Source organism: Variovorax sp. J22G73, from assembly GCF_030317035.1.
Taxonomy (GTDB): Bacteria; Pseudomonadota; Gammaproteobacteria; order Burkholderiales; family Burkholderiaceae_C; genus Variovorax.
This window is the reverse complement of sequence record NZ_JASZYK010000008.1, coordinates 277,230-297,538: the sequence shown is the minus strand read 5'-3', so window position 1 is coordinate 297,538 and position 20,309 is coordinate 277,230. Positions and strand designations below refer to the sequence as shown.

Genomic DNA, 20,309 nt, shown 5'->3' with positions numbered 1-20,309 from the left:
CCGCTTTGGGTCCGCAAGCGCAGGCAGGAATGTGGCAGGATGCGGCCAGGAGCGGACGTTTGCCACGCGCTCTCGATTTCGTGCTGCTGAGGCGTTCCGCGAGCCCTTGCCATAGCTATAGTCGGCAAGAAGCGGTTAGTTCGATCCACCCGCATTCAATACAGCAATGGAACACACCGACGAGGTAGTCATAGCCGGTTTGCAGCGTGGCGGCATAGCGTGGAGACGGTACTTCGTGCTGAACGGACTGCTACCGTGCTACGAGAACGAGGCCGACCAACTCATGGCACACGTCATTGAGGACGATTCCCTCGCTCTGTCCACAAAGGGCTTTCTCGTCCGCCACGGGCAGGTAAGAACTTTGCCCACTAAGTCGTAGAACGGCCAAGAGCAGACGGTCGCCATCGTAGTCAGAACTGCTACCGAAATCCGACACCAACAGGGTTCTCAGCGGTCGAAACGTAGCTCAGAAGAGGGAGCGCCATGCGATACATCAGAGTTGATTGGAAGCACGACTTTGCGGGTGACCCCGTGACAATATTTTCCGAGCTGGATGGACAGTTGTGGGAGCAGCGAAAAATCGAGGTCTTTCGCGATGGAAAACTCGGCTATGCGGACAAGGACGAAGAATTTGGAGGTTCAATGCTCGGCATCGAGCCTTGGCCGAATTTGGAGACCCTGGGTCTTGAGCCTGAGTTTGAGATACAGAATATTTCGAAGGAAGAATTTGAAGGCCGCTGGCTTCAGCGAAGGTAGCACTCCAACAAGCCGCCATCGGCCAGGAGCGGTCGGTCGGTGCGGTCTCAGAAACTCGGTGATAGCGGTCATTCGCGGCACCCACACAACTCTTAGCTAGTTATCAATGGGAATCTATGCACATTTTGGCACTGCCATCCGGCTGGCTTGGTCGATGAGTTTCTCTCTGGACCTCTAGACGAATTCGATGCCTGGTTGCTTGAAACCAACGCGGAATTTCCAGGCGATATTGACGCGTCTGTCCAACCGCTCTTGCGCGTCGTTCGGAGCAACGGTCGTGCTGCGTTGAACGCGCTCAATGCCGCCGAGGCAACCGCGGTTGACCGGTTGATGGACACGTATTTCGGTATGTTTTGCGACATGAAGCGCCGTGACATCAAGCAAGCGGCCGATCAGTCGCTGCTGCGCGCGTCTCACTACGCGAAAATGCTCGACTCCAGCAACGGGGTCGCCGCCCACAGTGCCGCCCTCGAACTTTGGAGCTTCATGTTCTCGGGTCGAGCCGTCGCCCGCGATTCAAATGTCTTCCCCTATGCTTCTGAAGACGGTGTTTACCACCTCTCATATTGGTCTTGTGATGAGGTGAGCCTGCTAGATGAAGCTTTCGCAGCCAAGTCGTTTGCGACCGAAGTCGACCCCAGAGCTCTCGCTGCAGTCAAGAATGCGTTGGCGAGTGCGCTCGCGCGGCGCTCGGGGCTTATCACCGAGATTTGCTAGAGAGCGCCGGCACATGGGAGCGCTTCGCAGGCCTCAGGCTACGATTTTCCATGGCGCTTGTCTGATGCTGGCGTTCTCAACGGACCTATTCGTAACGCAGGCGCAACCGGCTACAGTCGGCCAGGAGCGGTCCCTCGGAAGCGCCCTCAAATTCGATTCAAGGAGGATGACCATGTCAACGCTGCAAAAGCTTCGAGGGGATTCGATGCTCAGATTTCCCACGTTCGGTCGAACGCTAACGCTATACCGACAAGGCGGTCGGTTGGCATTGTTTTCGTTCCTTGCGACGGTGGTGCTCTTCAACTTGCCTTGGCGCCTCATTCCGGCAGTTGGTGAAATTCTTCAAATGCTGGTTGCGGCGGTTGGCTTCTACTTCTCCGCAGTCCTGCTGGGTTCGCTCACGCCCAACGATGCAGATGCTGACACAGCGCCAAGAAGCTGGCTTTGATTTCGGATTTCGGCCGAGAGCGGCCGCTTGACGTTAAAAACTTAATGACCATCACAGGAGACGCGCTTGGGATCGTTCTACACAAGTCACACAGTGCATGGAGCATCACAGAAGGAACTCCTGGATTGGCTCGGCTCACGCCCCGCGCTGGTGTCGAAGACCCAAGCCGGTACGACCGTGGTCCTGGACGCTGCGTGCGAAGACCAGGACGGCGACAAACTAGCCGGGTTGGCTGCTCAGATTTCCCGCCAATTTGATTGCGCAGTGCTAGCCGTGTTGAATCACGACGACGGCGTTCTGTACTTCGAGCTTTATGAGAGTGGGGAGAAAACGGACGAGTACAACTCCAATCCTGCCTACTTTGCTGAAAACGCCGAGTCCGACGAGCCGTCGGGCGGTGACACCATCAGGCTGTCAACAGTCTTCGGAGTTGCAGACCCGAGCAAATTGGACGTAATTCTTCGTGACACAGAGTATGTCGTCGCCACGAAGCGGCATCACGCGTTGGCGCTAGCGATGGGACTCCCGCTGCACTCGGTGGGCCTAGGCTACAAGTACGTCATCGAAGGGAATCTTCCGCCCGGGAGTCCGGACGGCGAGTATCGGCACAGTAAGGCTTAACCCCTCCATCGAGCAAACGTGCCAGAAGCCGCTCATGTCGATCGTTGAACGACTGCTTTGCGGGAATCATGAATTTCCGTTCGTGCCCGTTTGCGACGCCTGCGCGACCGGCTACAGTCGGCCAGAAGCCGACCTTCGATTCCGCCCCCCGAATTCAATCGAGAAACCATCCACGTGCGGCCCCCAACGGACTACGAGGCGATGAAACTGCTCATTCAACGTGCAACGATAGGTGAGGGGCGATTCATTCGCCAAACAGGCTTCCCTCGGTTTGGTCATGTGGTGCTTTCCGTAGAGCCCTCATCCGACAGCGGCCTCTCGTTCCGCTGGGAAGTTTCGCCGGAGCAGATACCTGAGATGTTCAGGGATGCCGTCCGCAGGGGTGTGAGCCGCACCTTCGAGCCTGGCGCAAAGTTTGCTCAGTACGAACCCGATGGCATTTTGATTCGCGTGGTTGGCGGCTCATCGCACGTTACCGACTCCAACGAAGGGAGCTTCGAGATTGCTGCCATGGAGGCCTTTGTGATGGCTCTGGCACCGCCGCCCGACGAGGCCGCCGAGTTGCCGGGCAGTTCGAGAGGCTGAGGCGTGTGGCACAGTTCGGCCAAGACCAGACATTCCCAACCGCCCGTCAATTCGTTCTCAACGCCTGGCATGACAACAACGAACTTCCCCGCACCTGTCGCGGCGCTTCTCGAAAAGGGTGACTGCTCGGGCCCGGTCACCGAAGAATTCATCTCGGAGGTCGAGCATCAGCACGAACTGACCTTTCCGTCGGAGTACCGTACGTTTCTCTTGAGGTACGGCGCTGCGCTTCTGCCTGGCGTTGAGGTCTACGGACTGGTGCCAGCCTACGTCGAAAGCGAGCCGCCTGTTTGGACTGACTTACGCTCTCAACTGACGACGCGACGTGACCGACTTTGTGCGCGCTTGGTGCCTATTTCCGACGATGGTTCCGACCTCCGCTTTTACTTGTCCTGTGCCGACGGACCGACATTCGGAACCGTACTCGTCCATGGCCCCGGGGCTGATGAGGTGTGCGTTTCGTCGGGATTCTTTGAGTTCCTAGAGCGAGCTGCTGCGGACGGCATCTCTGCCGTGGTGCCAGCTTAGGAAGCGCTGTACTGCCGAGCGGCTACAGTCGGCCAGAACCGGCCGCTCGCAGGGCCGGCAAAATCCGCCAAACGTAGAAGCCCATCAGAAAAATGACCTTGATTCACCGCATATCGGTCTCGATTGCCGCACTGCTGATCTGCACCTCCGCCATCAGTCAGGAGGCGCGGATTGCCAAGGCCGAAGCGATAGTCGATGCTTTCCAGGCGATGGATGCCCGGCAGATCGTTAAGTTCGTGGCCGAAGACCTGATACGTCAAAACGGGGACTATCAGTTCCGTGCGCAATACGAAGAATTCCTTTCGGACGTTGCGAAATCTCCAGAGTACAGAGCGGCCAAGGCTTCGGCGTATGCCCGGGTCTTCACCGAAGACGAGCTGGATGGCATATTGGCCCTCGCCAACAATTCGGTGTTCCAGATGCACCAAGAGCGAAGTGCGGAGCTGCAGAGGGAATCGCGCGTGGCATTGGCGAGCGTTCTCCGGCCAAAGGCGATGGAATTCGCAAAGAAGATCGAAGTGCTCAAGGCCGCGGGCTACAGGCGCTAAGGATTGATGTAAGTTGAGCCGCTTGCCTCCGGCTGAACGCGGCCAAGAGCGGTCAGTCGCGTCGTGGGGCAAAATTCGGTCATAACCAGACGTTGCTCAGCACAATGCTTTCACTTCGTATCGATCAGTTCGAGTTCGACGATCCCGGCAGCGAAGAGTCGCTTGAGATCGATGTATCTAGTCAATCGAGATTTCCACATCCAGACGTGAAGGCATTCGTTGGATCAACCGTCGATGTCGCGCAGGCGTCGGCGCTTGACGAGCCAATGCCTTTTTATCGATTGACGGACAGGGCGGGCGTTAGCGACTACCTCAAGCGCTTTGCCAAGGTCGACGTACCGCCTCATTGTGACTGGCCCACTTATTTGCTATCTACGGATTCGTGGAGCGAGACGCATCTTGTCATTTGCGGGCCGACGATATTTATTCGCTACCGCTGGTCTACAAGTGCGTAGCCGAGTGCAATCTCATTGACTTCAGGCACGAGTCGCATGTCCTAGTCCGCTTTGGGCACTTTGCGCCCATCAGGCGACAGGATACAGCCGGCCAGAAGCGGACCTCCAAGCAACCTATGAATCTCTGTGTTGTTGAACTGACCACCACGCCGGCGGATGAGCATTTGAATCATCAAGGGATCGCGCTGCGCGTCGAACTCTCGTATGACAAGGCTGGCTGCCGTGACGGCTGCTATTGGAGGCGATCAACTCATGCAATGGAGTGGATGGAGCACGCAGCTCCTCCGGCTGTCCGCTTTGGAACGCCGGAGCCGCTGCGACAAGAGTTCGCCCTGTCGCTTTGGAACGCGATTTCCAAGGCGAGGATCAGCCCTTTCACAGAGGGGCAGTTCGGCTACATCCACCCAATTACGTTTCGGTTGAAGGTTTCATCGCCGGCCTTTTCCTGCGACCTCTCATGGAAGGACGAACTGCCGCCAGAGTGGAGCGCACTGAAACAGGCCGTTCAGGTACTCGAATTGATCGCCGACGCTGGCGCGTCGGGATGAGACGAGCGCCCGCCTTCTGGAGACTTCTGCATGTCGCCGCGTGAAGCGCGTGAACACCCACTCGCCATCGGGCAGGATGCGGCCAAGAGCGGTCCTTCAGAAGCGCCCTCAAATTCGATTCAAGGAGGATGACCATGTCAACGCTGCAAAAGCTTCGAGGGGATTCGATGCTCAGGTTTCCCACGTTCGGTCGAACGCTAACGCTATACCGACAAGGCAGTCGGTTGGCATTGTTTTCGTTCCTTGCGACGGTGGTGCTCTTCAACTTGCCTTGGCGCCTCATTCCGGCCGTTGGTGAAATTCTTCAACTGCTGGTTGCGGCGGTTGGCTTCTACTTCTCCGCAGTCCTGCTGGGTTCACTCACGCCCAACGTTGCAGAGGCTGACACAGCGTCAAGAAGCTGGCTTTGATTTGGGTTTCGGCCAACAGCGGTCGTCCAAGACAGGCTGTCGATTAAGCCAAGAATCGCAACTTCGATGAGTCACCTCACTATTTCGAGCATCAACTGGCTTTCAGATAGCGGGGACGCCGACGTTACGCTTTCCAGCGATGTGGCCACGGTGGTGGCCTTCTGCTTTCAGTGCTCTTACAAGGTTGGCCAAACAGTTCCCAACCTGCTGCGAGGCGGGCCAATGAGCGGTTCTCTTGAAGCTTGCAGCGCTTCGGCCGCCGACCTCGATCCCACGCGGCATCTTCGGCTTGGCTTGCGCGATGCGCTTCGACGCCGCCGTTGCGCTTGATCTCCCGACTGATCGTGGATGGAGCTCGTCCCAGCCGAGCTGCCGTGGATCGAATCGATTCGCCTGCCACGAGCGCTCGCGAGATCTACTCGCGTTCAGCCAGGCTCAGCGCCATCGAAGCGCGTGATCGCGCCTTCGGTTGAATGCCACCAGTCCGGACAAAGATTTGTTGGATCGACGTGTGAGGTCGATCAAAGAGCCTACCGATCTCGTTCAACGTCCAGCCTTGCTTCCAGCGCTCCCACATCAGCGCCTTCTGGCTCTCGGAATAGTAGATTCGTGGCCGTCGCTTCATTTGCAACACTCCTGCCGCCTACGCGGTGGTTAGTGTGTTGCGTTGACCGGTTGAATCCGCCGCCGATGGCGGCCATTCCGCCCCGCCGCAGCGACGGACGCCAGCTGACGCCAGCTGACGCCAGCTGACGCCGCAATTTAGCCGCTAAATTCCAAAGTTAGTGAGTCAAAACCACAGGAATTCCATCCTTAGTGAAACAGCGGTTCCATCCTCAATGATTGATCCGCCCGTAAGTCGTTGACTCCAAAGGGATGAGGGTTCCGCGCCCCGTGAATCTCGACAGCATCAGCATTTAAGTCCGGAACTGACCAGCCTTGGACGAGAGAGCACGGCGAGGGGAAGTCGCCTGGAGGGGTCTAACCGTCAAGCGCGATCCTTTCCCGGTACAGGCTGCGGGCGCCCTCTATTTGGTGAGCGCGAGGAACTGCGGCCCGCCGCCCGTGGACGGGAGGCTGACTCCCGTCCCAAGCGAGCCGGTCGTCCTGTCGATCGTGAAGAGGGTAATCGTGTTACTGGCCTGGTTGGCCGTATAGGCAAAGCGGCCCGTGCGGTCCAAGGTCACGGAGTTGGGCACGTTGCCCGCCGCGAAAGGCTGGCCTGGCACCGGCGTGAGCGCGCCGGTTCGTGGGTCGATGCTGTACGCCGAGACATCGTTGGAGTTTCTGTTCGCCGCGTACAGGAAGCGGCCGCTCGGATCGATCGCCATGCCAAAGGGCGTGTTACCAGCGGGGACCGAGCCGATCTGGGTTAGCGCGCCAGAGGTCGCGTCGATCGAGTAGGCGAGCAACGTGCCGGGGTTGTTGCCGACGTTGGCATAAGCGAAGCGGCCCGTGGGCTCGATGGCAATGTCGGTGAGTCCGCTGTTGGAGGGCAGCACGACAGACGCGGGCGGAGAGATCGGCTCGCCTGTGGCCGGGTCCAGGCGGAACGTAGCCAACGACGTGCCGTTGACCACCACGAACGCGAAGCGGCCTTGGGGATCCAAGCCGATCTTGCGGCTGGTGCCACCGGCGACGGCCGTGCCGCCGGTGAGGTCGCCGGTGTTGGCATCGACGTCCAAGCTGTGCAGCATCCCGTCCCCGATCACGTAGGCATGCTGGCCGTTGGGCGCGATACCGACGAAGTACGGGTTGGTTCCGACACCGGTGGTGATGGCGCGCTGCTGTGTCAGCGTGCCCGTGGGAACGGTGGTGGTGTCGATGGTGTACTGGATGACGCCCCTGGTGGCGCCCGAAATGTTGCTGGCGTAGATATACGGCTTCGAAGGGTGCGTGGTCACATGCTGCGGCGTCCCGCCCACGGAGAAGCGGCCGACACTCGAGAGACTACCGTCGGAGCCAACGGTGTACATCGACACAGTTCCCGTCCCCTCGTCGGCGGTGAAGGCGAATCGATCGGCACCGGGCGTCGTGCAGGCGATAGTCACCGCGGCAACGGGCGCCGTGGTCACCGTGCCGAAGGCCTGCTTCGCAATGCACACCTGCAACGCGGTGGGTTGCGTCTTCACCGTCACGCCGTAGTCGGCACCGATGGCCACCGGCGTAGCGAAGTCGAAGGTGCCGTCGGCGCTCACGGCGAGATCGTCGCCCGCGTTGTTCTGCAGCACCAGCCCGCCGGCTGCATCGAGGCCCGTGACGGCAACGCTCACTTTCTGGGTCGTGGTGGCGCAAACCACTGCCACGTTGGAGATGTCGGCATCGCCGATGGTGCTGGACGGGTTGTTCACCGTGCAGGTCTGCAAAGGCGTCGAAGGCTGCTGCTTGACGCTGACCGCGTAGCTCGTGCCCTTGGCGAGTTTCTCGCTGAAGACGAAGGCGCCGTCGGCGGCCACGGCCACGTCGGTCGAGCCGGCCAGTGTCAGCACGAGCCCGCTGCCGAGCAGGCCGCTGACGCTACCGCCTACCGTGTACTTCGCGTCGGCCGCGGGGGGCGGATTGTTACCGCCGGGAGGCAAGGGCAAGAGGGAGAAGCCACCGCCACCTCCACCGCCGCCGCACGAAGCGAGCGCGAGCGGCACGAGGGCGAACACAGCAAGGCGAAGATGGGCAACGAACGGCATCGTGGGCATTTTTCTTACCTCCAGCAACAAATGGGCGGGGGAGATATTAGCGGCGCGCCGTTCCATTTGCACTCCCGCCGGTCGGAGGGGCCTGCCTCGTGCAGTCGCGAAGGACAGTCTTCCCGTAGGCTCGAAGGTTTACCTTCTCGGCTCCGCCGACGTCTGATAGCCAGATGCAGACCGTCGAACATGGCAACGAAATGAACGCTCGGGGCTGATGAGGTGTGCGTTTCGTCGGGATTCTTTGAGTTCCTAGAGCGAGCTGCTACTGACGGCATCTCTGCCGTGGTGCCAGCTTAGGAAGTGCTGCACTGCCGAGCGGCTTCAGTCGGCCATGAGCCGACATCCATCTGTTCCTAGAATTCGCCAGTTTTCGACTACGGAAGAACGGTTCTAGTACGCGACTGCGTAGCGTGAAGCGGGCTTGCCCGTCAACGCAGAGACGAAAAGAGCCTGTCCGGCATCGTTGAAGTTCGCGACGAGCACACCGCCCTCCACAGAGGGTGCGGTGATCGCCTCTCCATCACGCAGACCCTGCAGTGACGCGTCTACGCAGTCTTCAGTCGTCATAACCATCGCTGCATCGCCCTGTGAGCCACCCGCAAGTTCCCTGGCTTCGGACATCGTCTGACCGGGTGCAACAAATTGGACAACGACGTTGGTGCCTCTTAGCTCTGCCTGTAACGTCCTTGTGAAGTTGAGGACGTAGGCCTTGGTGCCGCTGTAGATCCCGACACCCGGATAGATACCGAAGGCAGCAATCGAGCCGATGTTGACGATCGTCCCGCGGTTGCTCGATTTGAAGGCGGAGAGGGCCGCAATTGTGAGTTGGGTAAGAGCCGTCACATTCAAAGCAATGATGGCGCTGGCCTTCCTCGGGTCGGCCTCGGCGATGGGCCCCCAGACGGACGCGCCGGCATTGTTGACGAGCATTGTCAGCGTCACGTCCGAAGCAAGCACCTGTGCGAGAGCAAGAACGTGCTCCGGGTCGGTCAGGTCCGCCGTGGTGGTCCGCACCACAACACCGTACTGTGCGGAAAGTGTCTCTGCAAGTGCGTTGAGCCTATCCCGACGTCGGGCGACAAGGTGAAGGTCATATCCCTGCTGGGCGAGGCGGTCGGCGTAGACCTTGCCGATTCCCGCAGATGCGCCGGTGACAACGGCGGTCCCCTTGCTCGCGGGCCTTTGATTTTTTGCGCTGTTCATGGTGATATTTCGGCGGCTTTGCGCCGTCGTGGCTGGTCAGATCTTCATGATATATGCTGTATATCTATGGTCAATAACGCACTTTCACTAGCCTAGATAACCATGAGTAAATCGCGCCCGGTCGAAGTGTTGACCGTCGAAGTCCGAACGTCGAGCCAGTCCAGAAGGGCCCAGGACAGCAGGACACTGATCGACACGCAGAAGACGCGGCCGATCCTGGAGCAGATCGCCAACAAATGGACGGTCCTCATCCTGACCGCCCTTTGCTCGGGACCGCTGCGATTCAATGAAATCATGCGGAGACTCGATGGCATCACGCACAAGGCGCTCGCAGATGCACTGAAGCGACTGGAGCGCAATGGCTTGGTGCGTAGGGAGGTCTTGCCCACCTCGCCGGTGGGCGTCGAATACACGATCACGCCGCTCGGCAAGTCGCTTCAACGACCTTTTGTAGCACTCTACGACTGGGCGCTAACGCATGCCGTCGAGATGGAAAAGGCGCAGACCGAGTATGACGGTGGGCGGGCCAGTAGCTGAAGGGGGGTCGAGACGGAGGTTGATCGGACGTCCGCTTTCGAGAACCGCGTACTTCCGCAATGGGCCCAAAGCGGAAATCGGGCTTGCTCCAGAGCAGTCATTCGTCCCGGTCGTTTGAGTAGCCCAACCTGCTGAAGTGAGTTAGCTCTCGACCTGTCGAACCGGGATTCCTTGCCTCAACGCCTCGGCTGCCACTGCTCTACCTTCAACCTCATCTTCAATGAGCAGCGCCATCTTCGAAACTTCGTTGAACGGCAGGTAACCACTGCGGTCCAGAGCCTGCTCTTCCACACGTAGGCCGCAGTCCCGAAGCCTCTCAATCAGCTTTCGGGCTTCCCGCGACTCCATTTCCCCGAGGTCGATGCGCTGGCGCCCGCGGAGCTGCACGACAGCTTGCTGTGCAGGCAGTGCAGTGAATTCGGGCACCACGCGGCGTAGTGCCTGAATTTCTAGAGGAGTCGCTCCGGGCTCATCAAATAGCACCGCGATGGTCGATGTCTGGCGATGGACCAGCAAAAGTACCCAGCCTGGCTCGGCGCCGTCCCATAAGTGGCTGTAGTTCGACATCATGCAGGGCTCGAATGACTGGTTCTGGCCGAATTCTGCCGGAATGCGCGGGGCCGGAATACGGTTCGCCTCGGCCTCAAGCTGACCGGTGCCGTCCAACTTAGATCGCATTGCCTTGGGTCACCGCTTTCGACGGTGGCTGAACACGGGCAGACCGATGAGCAACAGCCATTCTTCGAGTTCCTCTCGGCTGGCTCGCCGACCGTTCTCGCCGCACGCAATACCTTCGTCGCTCGTCGCCGCTAACAGGCGTTCAAGCTCTTGCTTGAGCGCGTCGGAAGTACTGGTTCTACTCAGCCCAGTCTTTGGAGAGAGGGCGAACTCTGAGACGCCACGACCCTGCCCTCGGCGTCAAGCGTCAGTTCTCTAATGGCAACCTGCTCGTCAAGGGGAGCGTCCTGCGTAAGGCAGACGCCTGGCAGCGGTCCTCCCTGCTGCTTAAGCCGTGTAAGCAACTCTTCTTGCCTGAGTTCTCTTTCCGTTTTGGGGCGTCGTCTTGGGTAGTTCATGGATGTCCGCTTTCGCATCGTGCCGGCACGGCGCATGGCCGGTTCTGGCCGATTGTCGACTTGGTAATCGACTGTCTGCTATCCAAATTGCTCGCTGCGAATCGCTTGCTCGTTGGCAATCAAAACCTGTGGTGCGAGACCATCTGCCATCCGCTCCTGGAAGAAATTTGAACCGATGCCATCGCTCCACTGGCCGGCGGTGTACCTCTGCAAGGCTTCAACCTCCGAGTGAGTCAGGAAACGCGGAATTGAGTATTCGGTGTGGGCCACCAGGCCACCAGCCTGCGGGTCGAACTCAAACTTCAGCTCTCCACCAGAGACGCCGAGGTCTGCAAGTTCTTGGGTCTCGATGCCATCGAGAAGGTAGTCGGAAAAGGACTCTTCCGAATAGGTGAGCCCATGCAGCGTCTGCAGGATGCCTCGGTCCTCAACAAGGTCGCCCTCGTCAGACTGGCGAAAATCGAATACTGACGCTGTTGCTGAAAAGCGGATGGTTGGCATGACTGAACCCTTCGAATCTAGGATTTCTGTTGATAGCCGATTGTTCATGCAGTAGCGGTTGGTGTGCACGCGCTTCGTGCTCGCAACGTCAAGCGAACTGGGGCGTGTTGTGTTGACGCCGCAAATGTCTGCTGTCGGGCGAATTGGTCTTCACACGCAAACGTCGGCTTTTGGCCGGATTCTGCCGGCCGCGCCTTCAGTCGTGAAGGCTGACCTGGATGCTGATGCCGGGATGCCGCTCTTCGAGTCCACGTAGCCACGCCGAAAGTTCGGAGCCCTCATCGCTATAGAGCGTGGCCAAACGAGGAAGGCCGATGACCGTGACCGTCAACGGAAGCGAAGGTTCTGGACCAGCCAACAAGCTCTCACGCAGGAACTCCCACGTAAGCTCGCGGTCAAGAGACAGGCCGAGAAAGCGCGCCACAGCCTGTCGCACATATAGCGGTGATGTGGCGCCGCTCACGTCAAGCACCGATTTCCTGGTCTCCATCAACATCCTTGTCTATTGAGCGTCCGGTTGCGGGCGAATTCTGCGTCGGCCCCGAACGGCTGGTTCTGGCCGACTTTAGCCGGTCAAGCCGCCGTCGTGAACGGGCCCGACGCGGTCTTTCAGGCTGCTCAAAATGGCCGTTCAAATACGGAATCGCAGCTTCAAGGTTGGACGCCGCGCAAACCGCCGTAACGAGTTAGAAGGGCAATCATTTCAGGATCTTCTCTGTCCTCTGCAGTATCGAGCGCAGTTCGGCCGCTACCGTCTCTCGCATTCACATCTGCGCCCAGCTCAAGCAACGCCTCTATCACGTCGAGCCTGTCGTCGCTCTCACTGAGAACGTGCAACGGCGTTCCCTGGCCGCCCTCTCTGGCTTCGAGCGACGCCCCCGCCTCAACTAAGAGTTTTGCTACTGATGGATAGGCTGCAAGGTGAAGTGGAGTTATCCCGGCATCGTTCCGTGCGTTGACGTTTGCGCCCTTGGCGAGCAGGTACTTCGCCATTTCGGGTTGATCTTCGCCGGCTACGCCGTGCAGTGGCGTGAAGCCCCACTCGTCGGCTGCGTTCACGAGAGCCTGGTCCTCGTCAAGCAGACGTGTCACCAGAGCGAAGTCTCCGTAGACCGCAGCGTTGTAGATGGGAAGGGGCTCACTCAAAGTAAATCCAATCTGGCATTGATGCCGCAGTTTGTTGTCCAACGCTTATGGCCGGTCCCGGCCGCATTGTGACGGCACGGCGAAGGGCCGGTTCTGGCCGATAGCGGAAGTCTAGCCGCGTGCGTTTGCTTTCGATCAAGATGGGATGGCCAGCCGCTTACGGAAATCCGTCATCGTTAAAATCGCGCTCTTGTTCCGGTGCGATGTCTTGCGGCAGTTCCCGGGAAGCCGCAAGGTCTGGCGTGGCTTTAAGAACAGCGCCAATGTTTATTTCCATCCCGAAGTAACCCACTTGGCTCGGTGGGGGGCGGCTGAAGGCCTATACGTCGAAGCGGCGCGCTTGTCGCAGTGCGCTCTTGATGTGAGCCCACGCGACATAGTGTCCGTGGGCCATTGCATTGCGTAGTTGAACCGTTTCCCATAACGATTCGCTGATGCTGTTTCGATGGCAGGCAAGCATGGTTTCGCCCAAGCCTGCAAAGTGCCACACATCCTCGGCCTGCGTAGGCGGACAGGGATGACCTGTTGGATAGACGATAGAAGGGCTCTCGCCTCGGCGAAATCGGTCGAACGCTTTGACGGCCTTGTCGTCGGCCTTGTGTACCTGCGTGCCCTCCAGCTGCATGCGAATTCTCGCTTCTGCATTCATGCAGTGAGCCAGGATTTCCGAGGCCAGCGGCATGCAGACCAGATTGTGCCGCAGGCGAGCCACGAGTTCTCGGGGAAGGTCAGGCTGAGCCAACGTTGCGCGTGAAGCCCATGGCGTCAGCTCCTGCCGTTGAATGCCAGGAGGACGCCATAAGACTCCTTGCTCGTTGAGCTCCTGTCGTGCCCGCTCACGGTCTCGCGAATGCCTGTCCAACGCCTGTCGGATCGTTGCAAGCTGCTCTCGCAGGCCCACCGCGTGCGCCACTTCCTGCACACAATGATTCAGGGCGTTTTCGACTGCCGCGTCGTCGCCGAGCGCGCATCGGCCTAGAGCGTCGCCCCATTCCTGAGCCAGTAGGGGATCGCCGCCGGTCTCCCAGCAGCAGCGATGGTGCAGATAGGCGCGCCACACCGACGCTTCATCGCGACCCAAGGCGCCGGCAAGCAGTAGTTCTGTGCAGCGTCCAGCAGTGAAATCAAACGATGGATCGTGCTGTAGCGCATTGCGACCATCCAGCGCGATCACACACAGGGGAACCCCAGGTATGCGTTTGCTGAAGTGGTCGACCAGCATGGCCAATTCGGTCCATGCGCGGGTAGCGACTGCCGAGCTTTCCGACAAAACAAACACCGTGGGCCGGTCCAGGAAGCGAACGCTCAGCAGATCTTTCGCTTCGAATGGATTCAGGTCAGGACTCAGCTCTATCGACGCGAGCAAGGCCTGCATCGGCGAGCCATGGTCATCGCCACAATCGACCCGCTGAATCGATAGTCTGCGTTCGTCGCCGTGGGCCGCTCTGACTAAGCCGCTGATCGGGCCGTGCAACATATCGCCCGCGCCCATGCTCCTCAAGCGCAGTACGCACAAACCTCCGCCGTTCAGCCAAGGCCTCGCCCTGGCCCAAGCTTCGAGGCCTGCCGATCCACGGAACTCCCAATTGGCCGTGTGCCCAGCAGTCGAAACCTCACACCGCACCGATAGGCCCCAGTGCTGCCAGCAGATCGAACAGGGCTGAGTTCCTGTCAATGGATACCCTGCCGAGCTCCGTGACGTTCCCGACGGACGAACCTTCCTGCGCGGGCAGCAGCCCGATGCTCATCAGCAATTGAAGGCTGATGCGATCGCGCTCATCGGTGAAGGGAGCCTGCAAGCCGGTAGCCGGACAAAGCTCCCATGCCACGCGCAGTTCGTCCTGCAGGTCAAAGCTCGGTTGCACTTCCATGACTACTGTGCGAATCATGCGCAGTAGTTCCAATTCCCGGCCAGTAAGGCGCACGGCCTCGGGCCCAGTTGTGAGCAACTGCGCTATGTGTTGCATCTTTCCCCGGAATGCGCTTAGCGCGACCTCGAGATCATGCGCGGTCACATCTTCAGCCGGCAGCTTCGGGAGGCAATGCGCAAACTCTCCCACCAACAGCGGGATGCCCAACGTCGCGTCAAAAATCTGGTCAACAAATTCAGGTCGCTTGAAGACATAGGCCTGGACATTCTCAAACCACCAGGACAATGTGGCGCGCGACAAGGGCGCGAAAGCACGTACGTCAAGTGCCGTGTCGGAGCCTTCGAGCTGGCGCATCAGCGCATCGCGTAACAGGTCCACGCCCCCAATCAGCAGCAAGGGTTTTTCACACCGTGCTTCGATGAATGTCGGTAGCATGGCCGCGCTAACGCCGCGGTAGATGCGGTAGCGTGGCAGTTTTTCATGTAAGGCGTTGGGATCACGCGCATAGGCGACAGCCTTGGTGCTGTAGCCCAGTCGATCGGCGATACCGGCTTTGTCGTCCACAAGTGCGTCCATCCAGTGCCCTGCCGCGATGGCCAAGGCACACTCCTCCGTGCTGTCGGCTCGGAAGACATACCTGATCGCATCCAAAGAGGTGTCGGAGAGAACGCTTTCGATGAGCCGGGTGGGTGCTTCCTCGCTGCGTAGAAACTGCACATGCTGCCGGATTTCTTGCACCAAATCCTGCTGCCCTAGAACCGGCGCAAAGTTCTGGAACTTCAGCCTATATTCGCGGATGCCGAATCTAGGACCATCGGAGACAGTCAACAGCTCGCGATCCACGAACTCTTGCAATTGCCGCTCGACTTGGGCGAGGGGGTCGGATCCGCGACTGGTCAACCATTCGCTATCCGGATCGATCGAGCGCAATTTCGACAGCACGTGCTTGGGGCCGTCGTCGAGCGCCATGCCCGGCTCCAGGTCCTTGAGCGCCAGGAGCGTGGCCGCGAAGACGGCTGCGGCGACACGGTTGCCCTGGAAGTTGTTGTTGACTACAGTCCTGATCTCCTCCATGACGGCCGGATCGGACATCGTGGCGAGAACGTCCTCATGCGAGACAAGCAGGCGTTCCCGCGAAGGCGATCTGGAATTTCGCTGTATCCGTTTTAGCAGCGCGTCGCCGAAACGGATCAGCACCGCTGGTTGATAGCCACATCGCCTTGCGGCGAAGGTCGCATGGTTGCCGATGTCGACACCGATCCTGGCCAGCATGCCCTGCAAAAACAGGGTGGCGTCAGCTTCTGCTAGGGGTTTGAGCACCAGCACGTCCCCCGCATTGGCCCAAACACCGCCGCGGGTGTTGGTTATCCTGTAGCCGGCAAACAGGAAGCGTACGCGTGGCATGCCCTCATCTTCAGACTCTGGCATGCGCTTCATCATGTTGAAGCTCAGTGACCGGTCACGTTCGCGCTCGTATCTACGCAGTTGTTCCTCCACGAACGCATCTGCTTCATCAAGAATGATGAGGACATTCTTATCTTTTCGCTCCGCGGCGAAGCGCTTCATGTAAGCGGCAAAGCGATCGACCGCGTCCTTGAGAGAGTTGGCCTCCGCCTCGGGCCACAGCTCAAAACGCTTGGTCATCGCGTCGATGATGGTGTCGACTACCCATTCGGGCGAAGCGCCTCCGGCAATGCTGATAAACAGTACGTGCAGGCTCTTGTTGGACGGCAGGCGCACCCCTTCGTAGTGTCTTGCCACGAAGCGCAAGAGCGCGCTCTTGCCTAGCTTCCGACCAGAAAACAGCCGTGAGTATTCCCAGCGATGAGCTATATCCTCGGCGTCTTGCTGGCGGCCCACAAAGCTCTCAAGTCGCACATGCTGCCCATCCAAGCTGGAGAATGGGGAAATCAACGTAAGGTCGAGCTGTTCGAATACGACCTCGAGAAATGGAACGAAGTCGTGCGTATTCGCATGACCGTCGGTGAGACACAGTCGACAGATATCGAGGTCATCTAAGATCACCGCAGGCACCTGCCGTTTGCGGAGACCCGAGGCGATCTCGTCGCGCCGGCCTGGCGATATGCTGGGCTCCAGAAAAACACTCAAGACCCGCGACCCTTCCGCATGTGCGGCTCGGACGTAGAGATCTACCGCATTTCCGGCCTGCGCCGAACTTGGCATTGAGGCAAGCACGATCTCGTCGAAATCGGCTAGCTGCGGGAGAAACGTCGGATTTAGCTTGGTCAGCTGAAACCACTCGCGCAACACCGCGCAGTTGATGATGGTCTTGCGCTCTTTGTGCTGCCGGAGCTCAGCAAGCCTGCCCCCGAACCTGCGCTTGTTGACTTCCTGGGCATGGCCGCCTTCGCCGCTAATGACGTTGTACAGGCTGCGACGCAGGGTATCGCGATAGAGCAAGTCGTTCTCGCCTGGCGAGACCCACCATGACACCAAGGAACTAAGGAACGTAGTAGAACCCTTGCGTTCTTTAACCAGTGCGGCGCGCGGATTCGGGAATTTGCGCACAGCTTCCGGGCGCCACATTGTGCGTCGTACAGGGGATTGTTCGCCATCGCCCGCAGTCTCATTCGGATAGGCAAGCTCCATGGCTCCACGATAGTCGTGCACAGAAATCAGCTTCTCGAATTGCGCGCCGATACCAAGTGAGTTGCGCTGCGCCTCTTCCGTTCGAACCCGGACAATCTGATCCAGCACTTGGCTTGCCTCTCGAAGCCCTCTGTCCAGCCACGCCTGCAGCAGTAGCGTTTCGGCGATTGGCGCGTCGCCAGCCGCAAACGAGCACGCTTCATAGGCGCTGTCCACAAAATGCCGGTATTCCTGTGCCCTGGGCGCACTAAGGACGTCACAGGCGGCCCAGATGCTCTCTAGCTGTCGCGTGCTCTCGAAGGCCTTATCACCAAGCGCAAGTGCCCGTTTGGCGAGCAGTTCGACTTCCCCGGGCAAGAGACTGCCAGAAGGCACGAGAGCGGCGAGGATGTCTGAGCGATCCTGCTCAATTCCGTACTCCCTGACCTGGTCGAATACCGTCGCGACATCGATCTCGTGCGGGTCTGGGTCGGCCTGAGCTGAAATCAGCGCAGCCGCGAGCCCAGGATGTTCCATGTCCGATACCGAGATGCCTGCCGTTTTCGCGGCGCTAGCGAGATTGGCTGCAGAGATGGCGCGGATTATTTCCGGATCAGAGTTCAGCTGCGCCATCGGCAAGCGCAAGGGGTTGGTCGCCGTCTTTTGTGTCCAGGCGGTGCGGAGCATAAGCGCGCACAAACCCTCTATGGGATCGGACGGCAGATCGGCCAGTAGTTGCTCGATTTCAACATGCGGCAGGTTCGTCCGCGAAATCTTCTTGGCGGTAACCGATCGCAGCCGCGACTTTGCATCGACCACCCGCTCGATCGCCGCAACGATCTGGTAGGCGCCGGACTGCGCCGCGCTTAGGTCGCGCTTTCGCACCCCGCCGTCTTTCATCATCGCCGCAAAGGCTTTGCCCAGCGCTTCGACCTTCGATCTGGCGTTGTCTGCTGCGAGCGGTGAAGAGTCCCTTTCCGATTTGATCGGCGCCAGGGTATCGCGTAACGGTGCAACATGGTCCCGAACGAAGTGCGTCCAGACCTTTTTGCTGCTGTTCTGCGTGATGCGCCCACCGGCTGCATTCCATTGCGTCGCCACAACTCGCTGGAGATCGACCTGTGCATCGCGGCATTGCTGCGCCAACTGCGTGGGATTTATAGGTGTCGCTTCTGCAAAAGCCCGCACCAGTGAAAGTGGATCCCCGGCGGACGACCATGCGGTGAGAGAGAAGGCGAGGACGCTGACAAGGGCAGGCGACCGAAAGCCGGCCCTTTCGCACAATTGCTGAGCCTCTTCTGAGCTCCATGTCACAGGCCCCGTCGGCGCGAGCGCCTCCAGGGTCACCGCCACAGCCAGGGTCGGTATCGACTGCGCCTGCCCCTGAAGCGCCATGCGCAGGCGAGCAGCGCGCAGTGGATCCCGCAAGCTGGCTATTTCGACGGGCCGATCGAGCAAGCGATCGGCGGCCGCGAGATCTTCGACGTTCAATTGCGACGCCGGACCGCTGACCTTCGCGCAGAGATAGGCTTTCGCCAGTTCGCCGCCTCGCCAGGCTTGCAAGGCAGTTTCAGCAATACGGTTGTAGAACTGCGGCTCTACCCATGGCGCGGTTCTCACGCGACCGTGAGGGTCGACCCAGGCTGCCTTCTTGAAGTCCGAGAACGTGGCCGCATAGGGCAAAGCATCCTCGATCTCGGCGGCTGTGCCTTCGGAGGGCGTTAGCCGAGGTGTTTCGGCCGTCGGGGAAGGTGGCCTCGCGCTTTCGACAGCGCCAGTTTTCTCCATGGCCGTCTTATATCCACGGGATGGTTCCTGCGAGTCTGGAATGGACACCGAACTACTACAGTCCGGCTCTGCAGGATGCCCCCCCTGTAAGGCTGTCGCGCCGTCTGGCGCGGAGAACAATGACGTCAACGGTCCCACTGGATCGACCACCGTCTCTTCCGGGCTCGGTTGCGCTTCCACCGGCAGCGCTGGCGCGTTCGTGACCGAATGGAGTGGATCGTCCGCGGCGACGTCGGTGGCTGAGCGGGCATCCTGTACGGGTGCCGGAGGGGGGGGCGGCAGGACCGCAAATATGATCCGGCCACGCTGCAGTGCGATGGCAAGCAGACTCCCATAAGCTGCGCGAACCAAATCGTCATGAGCTGCGGCCTCGGCTTCCTCAAGTTCTCCGCCACAACGTACCAAAGCATCAACGGACATTAAGCCCGGCATCAAGTGCTGCAGCTGCTCGGTCTGCCCGCTTTTCAGCAGCGCAAGAGCGCGCTCGGCATCCGCGATTACCGGGTGGTGCGCTATGTAGCCGGGATCGGACTTGTGGGCGACTCTTAGCAGTCGCTCGAGTATCGGATTAAGCGACAACGTCTCCTGCTTCTTCAGGAAGAGGTCACGCAGTTCATGCAAGCTGTCGGTGTCTGCCTCGAGGCAAACGCGGAAAGTGCTGAACCTTGCATGAAGGCTAACCCACCGCCGCGAAAGTGGATCGAACTCAGGCAAGCGCTCTTGGGTCATCGCAAAGACCGCCTCCTCCAAACCCCGCTGCAAGTCTCGAAATTCTTTTTCCAGTGCCTGGAAATTCTCGGGACCGAAGCTCAGCGAGGGCTGGTTTTCGTTCGGCCCTCCAACGGCTGCTTCGTCAGTTACTTCATTCAACGGCTGCGAAAGATCCCTTGACGGATCTTCGTCAGGAGGCGTGCGCGTGACTGCACCGCGGTCTTCCTGCAGGATGGGTGGCTCGGACTTCTCGAGCTGGCAAGCGATGATTTCCTGCAGCGGTGCCACGCAGCTCAGAAGAGGACGCCATGCCGGGGCATTCATGACCAAGGCATAGCAAACTAGTGCCAGGTCACTAGCATCCAAATTATGCGCAAGCGGCATGATGGCCTGTTGGGCGCTTTCATCATCATGCTCTGGTATTGCGCCTACCAAGTTACCCACTTCGTCGTGCCCGCATTCAAGGGCTTCCAAGCTGGAGACCAGGACATCACGACGAGAGAGCTGGACCCAGCGGCAAAACGCGTTCGTCAGAAAGTGATGCGCGTTCGGTTCGATCAATAGCCTCTCTCTTAGTCTCAGCA

At 59.5% G+C, this 20,309-nt stretch carries 19 protein-coding genes and 1 pseudogene; 11 read left to right on the top strand and 9 right to left on the bottom strand.

The features are described 5' to 3' along the window. Nucleotides 1–483: 483 nt before the first annotated feature. From QTI51_RS26760 to QTI51_RS26720, 10 genes are all read left to right on the top strand, one after another. The gene (locus QTI51_RS26760) at nt 484–756 is read left to right on the top strand and encodes a DUF6881 domain-containing protein (RefSeq protein ID WP_116913234.1); all 273 of its coding nucleotides are present in this window, start codon (nt 484–486) and stop codon (nt 754–756) included. A gap of 147 nt (nt 757–903) precedes the next feature. Further along, entirely contained in the window at nt 904–1,473 is a 570-nt protein-coding gene (locus QTI51_RS26755) for a hypothetical protein (protein WP_286516764.1), read from the top strand. A 172-nt stretch (nt 1,474–1,645) separates the two neighbouring features. After that, nucleotides 1,646–1,921 (top strand): hypothetical protein, encoded by a 276-nt coding sequence (locus QTI51_RS26750; protein ID WP_286516762.1) that lies wholly within the window; start codon nt 1,646–1,648, stop codon nt 1,919–1,921. 66 nt (nt 1,922–1,987) lie between these two features. Then, nucleotides 1,988–2,542 (top strand): hypothetical protein, encoded by a 555-nt coding sequence (locus tag QTI51_RS26745; protein ID WP_286516760.1) that lies wholly within the window; start codon nt 1,988–1,990, stop codon nt 2,540–2,542. Nucleotides 2,543–2,743: 201 nt separating this feature from the next. After that, complete coding sequence (locus tag QTI51_RS26740; protein ID WP_286516758.1) at nt 2,744–3,127, top strand: hypothetical protein; 384 nt, start codon at nt 2,744–2,746, stop codon at nt 3,125–3,127. Nucleotides 3,128–3,196: 69 nt separating this feature from the next. Continuing rightward, complete coding sequence (locus tag QTI51_RS38980) at nt 3,197–3,655, top strand: SMI1/KNR4 family protein (RefSeq protein ID WP_353506554.1); 459 nt, start codon at nt 3,197–3,199, stop codon at nt 3,653–3,655. Nucleotides 3,656–3,747: 92 nt separating this feature from the next. Beyond that, a complete protein-coding gene (locus tag QTI51_RS26735; RefSeq protein WP_286516757.1) occupies nt 3,748–4,203 on the top strand; it encodes a DUF2059 domain-containing protein in 456 nt (151 codons plus the stop codon). A gap of 92 nt (nt 4,204–4,295) precedes the next feature. Continuing rightward, complete coding sequence (locus tag QTI51_RS26730) at nt 4,296–4,658, top strand: hypothetical protein (RefSeq protein ID WP_286516756.1); 363 nt, start codon at nt 4,296–4,298, stop codon at nt 4,656–4,658. 116 nt (nt 4,659–4,774) lie between these two features. Next, nucleotides 4,775–5,206 (top strand): hypothetical protein, encoded by a 432-nt coding sequence (locus tag QTI51_RS26725; protein WP_286516755.1) that lies wholly within the window; start codon nt 4,775–4,777, stop codon nt 5,204–5,206. 134 nt (nt 5,207–5,340) lie between these two features. Further along, entirely contained in the window at nt 5,341–5,616 is a 276-nt protein-coding gene (locus tag QTI51_RS26720; RefSeq protein ID WP_286516754.1) for a hypothetical protein, read from the top strand. Between the two features lie 205 nt (nt 5,617–5,821). Here QTI51_RS26720 and QTI51_RS26715 read toward each other — a convergent pair. From QTI51_RS26715 to QTI51_RS26705, 3 genes and pseudogenes are all read right to left on the bottom strand, one after another. Further along, nucleotides 5,822–6,241: pseudogene (locus QTI51_RS26715) on the bottom strand (helix-turn-helix domain-containing protein); the annotation flags it as partial. A gap of 403 nt (nt 6,242–6,644) precedes the next feature. After that, nucleotides 6,645–8,300, bottom strand: coding sequence for a lactonase family protein (locus QTI51_RS26710; RefSeq protein WP_286516753.1), 1,656 nt, complete (start codon nt 8,298–8,300; stop codon nt 6,645–6,647). Between the two features lie 393 nt (nt 8,301–8,693). Further along, nucleotides 8,694–9,506 (bottom strand): SDR family NAD(P)-dependent oxidoreductase, encoded by an 813-nt coding sequence (locus QTI51_RS26705; protein ID WP_286516752.1) that lies wholly within the window; start codon nt 9,504–9,506, stop codon nt 8,694–8,696. Nucleotides 9,507–9,608: 102 nt separating this feature from the next. Between QTI51_RS26705 and QTI51_RS26700 the strand changes: the two genes are divergently transcribed. After that, complete coding sequence (locus tag QTI51_RS26700; protein WP_286516750.1) at nt 9,609–10,043, top strand: winged helix-turn-helix transcriptional regulator; 435 nt, start codon at nt 9,609–9,611, stop codon at nt 10,041–10,043. Between the two features lie 141 nt (nt 10,044–10,184). Here the strand turns inward: QTI51_RS26700 and QTI51_RS26695 are convergent, their stop codons facing one another. The 6 genes from QTI51_RS26695 to QTI51_RS26670 all read right to left on the bottom strand — a co-directional run bounded on the left by QTI51_RS26695 (nt 10,185) and on the right by QTI51_RS26670 (nt 20,286). Then, nucleotides 10,185–10,709 (bottom strand): hypothetical protein, encoded by a 525-nt coding sequence (locus QTI51_RS26695; RefSeq protein WP_286516749.1) that lies wholly within the window; start codon nt 10,707–10,709, stop codon nt 10,185–10,187. Nucleotides 10,710–11,197: 488 nt separating this feature from the next. Continuing rightward, a complete protein-coding gene (locus tag QTI51_RS26690; RefSeq protein WP_286516748.1) occupies nt 11,198–11,620 on the bottom strand; it encodes a hypothetical protein in 423 nt (140 codons plus the stop codon). A gap of 196 nt (nt 11,621–11,816) precedes the next feature. Continuing rightward, nucleotides 11,817–12,110, bottom strand: coding sequence for a hypothetical protein (locus QTI51_RS26685; RefSeq protein WP_132970630.1), 294 nt, complete (start codon nt 12,108–12,110; stop codon nt 11,817–11,819). A gap of 161 nt (nt 12,111–12,271) precedes the next feature. Continuing rightward, nucleotides 12,272–12,808, bottom strand: coding sequence for an ankyrin repeat domain-containing protein (locus tag QTI51_RS26680; RefSeq protein ID WP_286516745.1), 537 nt, complete (start codon nt 12,806–12,808; stop codon nt 12,272–12,274). A 277-nt stretch (nt 12,809–13,085) separates the two neighbouring features. Then, on the bottom strand, nt 13,086–14,258 hold the full coding sequence (locus QTI51_RS26675) for a hypothetical protein (protein ID WP_286516743.1): 1,173 nt from the start codon (nt 14,256–14,258) through the stop codon (nt 13,086–13,088). A gap of 121 nt (nt 14,259–14,379) precedes the next feature. Then, nucleotides 14,380–20,286, bottom strand: coding sequence for a hypothetical protein (locus QTI51_RS26670; RefSeq protein WP_286516741.1), 5,907 nt, complete (start codon nt 20,284–20,286; stop codon nt 14,380–14,382). Nucleotides 20,287–20,309: the final 23 nt, after the last annotated feature.

Bases quoted from the DNA above. Each gene is read 5' to 3' on its own strand.
- QTI51_RS26705 (WP_286516752.1), bottom strand. From the start codon at position 9,506: ATGAACAGCGCAAAAAATCAAAGGCCCGCGAGCAAGGGGACCGCCGTT.
- QTI51_RS26675 (WP_286516743.1), bottom strand. From the start codon at position 14,258: ATGGGCGCGGGCGATATGTTGCACGGCCCGATCAGCGGCTTAGTCAGA.
- QTI51_RS26710 (WP_286516753.1), bottom strand. From the start codon at position 8,300: ATGCCGTTCGTTGCCCATCTTCGCCTTGCTGTGTTCGCCCTCGTGCCG.
- QTI51_RS38980 (WP_353506554.1), top strand. From the start codon at position 3,197: ATGACAACAACGAACTTCCCCGCACCTGTCGCGGCGCTTCTCGAAAAG.
- QTI51_RS26700 (WP_286516750.1), top strand. From the start codon at position 9,609: ATGAGTAAATCGCGCCCGGTCGAAGTGTTGACCGTCGAAGTCCGAACG.
- QTI51_RS26760 (WP_116913234.1), top strand. From the start codon at position 484: ATGCGATACATCAGAGTTGATTGGAAGCACGACTTTGCGGGTGACCCC.
- QTI51_RS26740 (WP_286516758.1), top strand. From the start codon at position 2,744: ATGAAACTGCTCATTCAACGTGCAACGATAGGTGAGGGGCGATTCATT.
- QTI51_RS26750 (WP_286516762.1), top strand. From the start codon at position 1,646: ATGTCAACGCTGCAAAAGCTTCGAGGGGATTCGATGCTCAGATTTCCC.
- QTI51_RS26720 (WP_286516754.1), top strand. From the start codon at position 5,341: ATGTCAACGCTGCAAAAGCTTCGAGGGGATTCGATGCTCAGGTTTCCC.
- QTI51_RS26685 (WP_132970630.1), bottom strand. From the start codon at position 12,110: ATGGAGACCAGGAAATCGGTGCTTGACGTGAGCGGCGCCACATCACCG.
- QTI51_RS26725 (WP_286516755.1), top strand. From the start codon at position 4,775: ATGAATCTCTGTGTTGTTGAACTGACCACCACGCCGGCGGATGAGCAT.
- QTI51_RS26735 (WP_286516757.1), top strand. From the start codon at position 3,748: ATGACCTTGATTCACCGCATATCGGTCTCGATTGCCGCACTGCTGATC.
- QTI51_RS26690 (WP_286516748.1), bottom strand. From the start codon at position 11,620: ATGCCAACCATCCGCTTTTCAGCAACAGCGTCAGTATTCGATTTTCGC.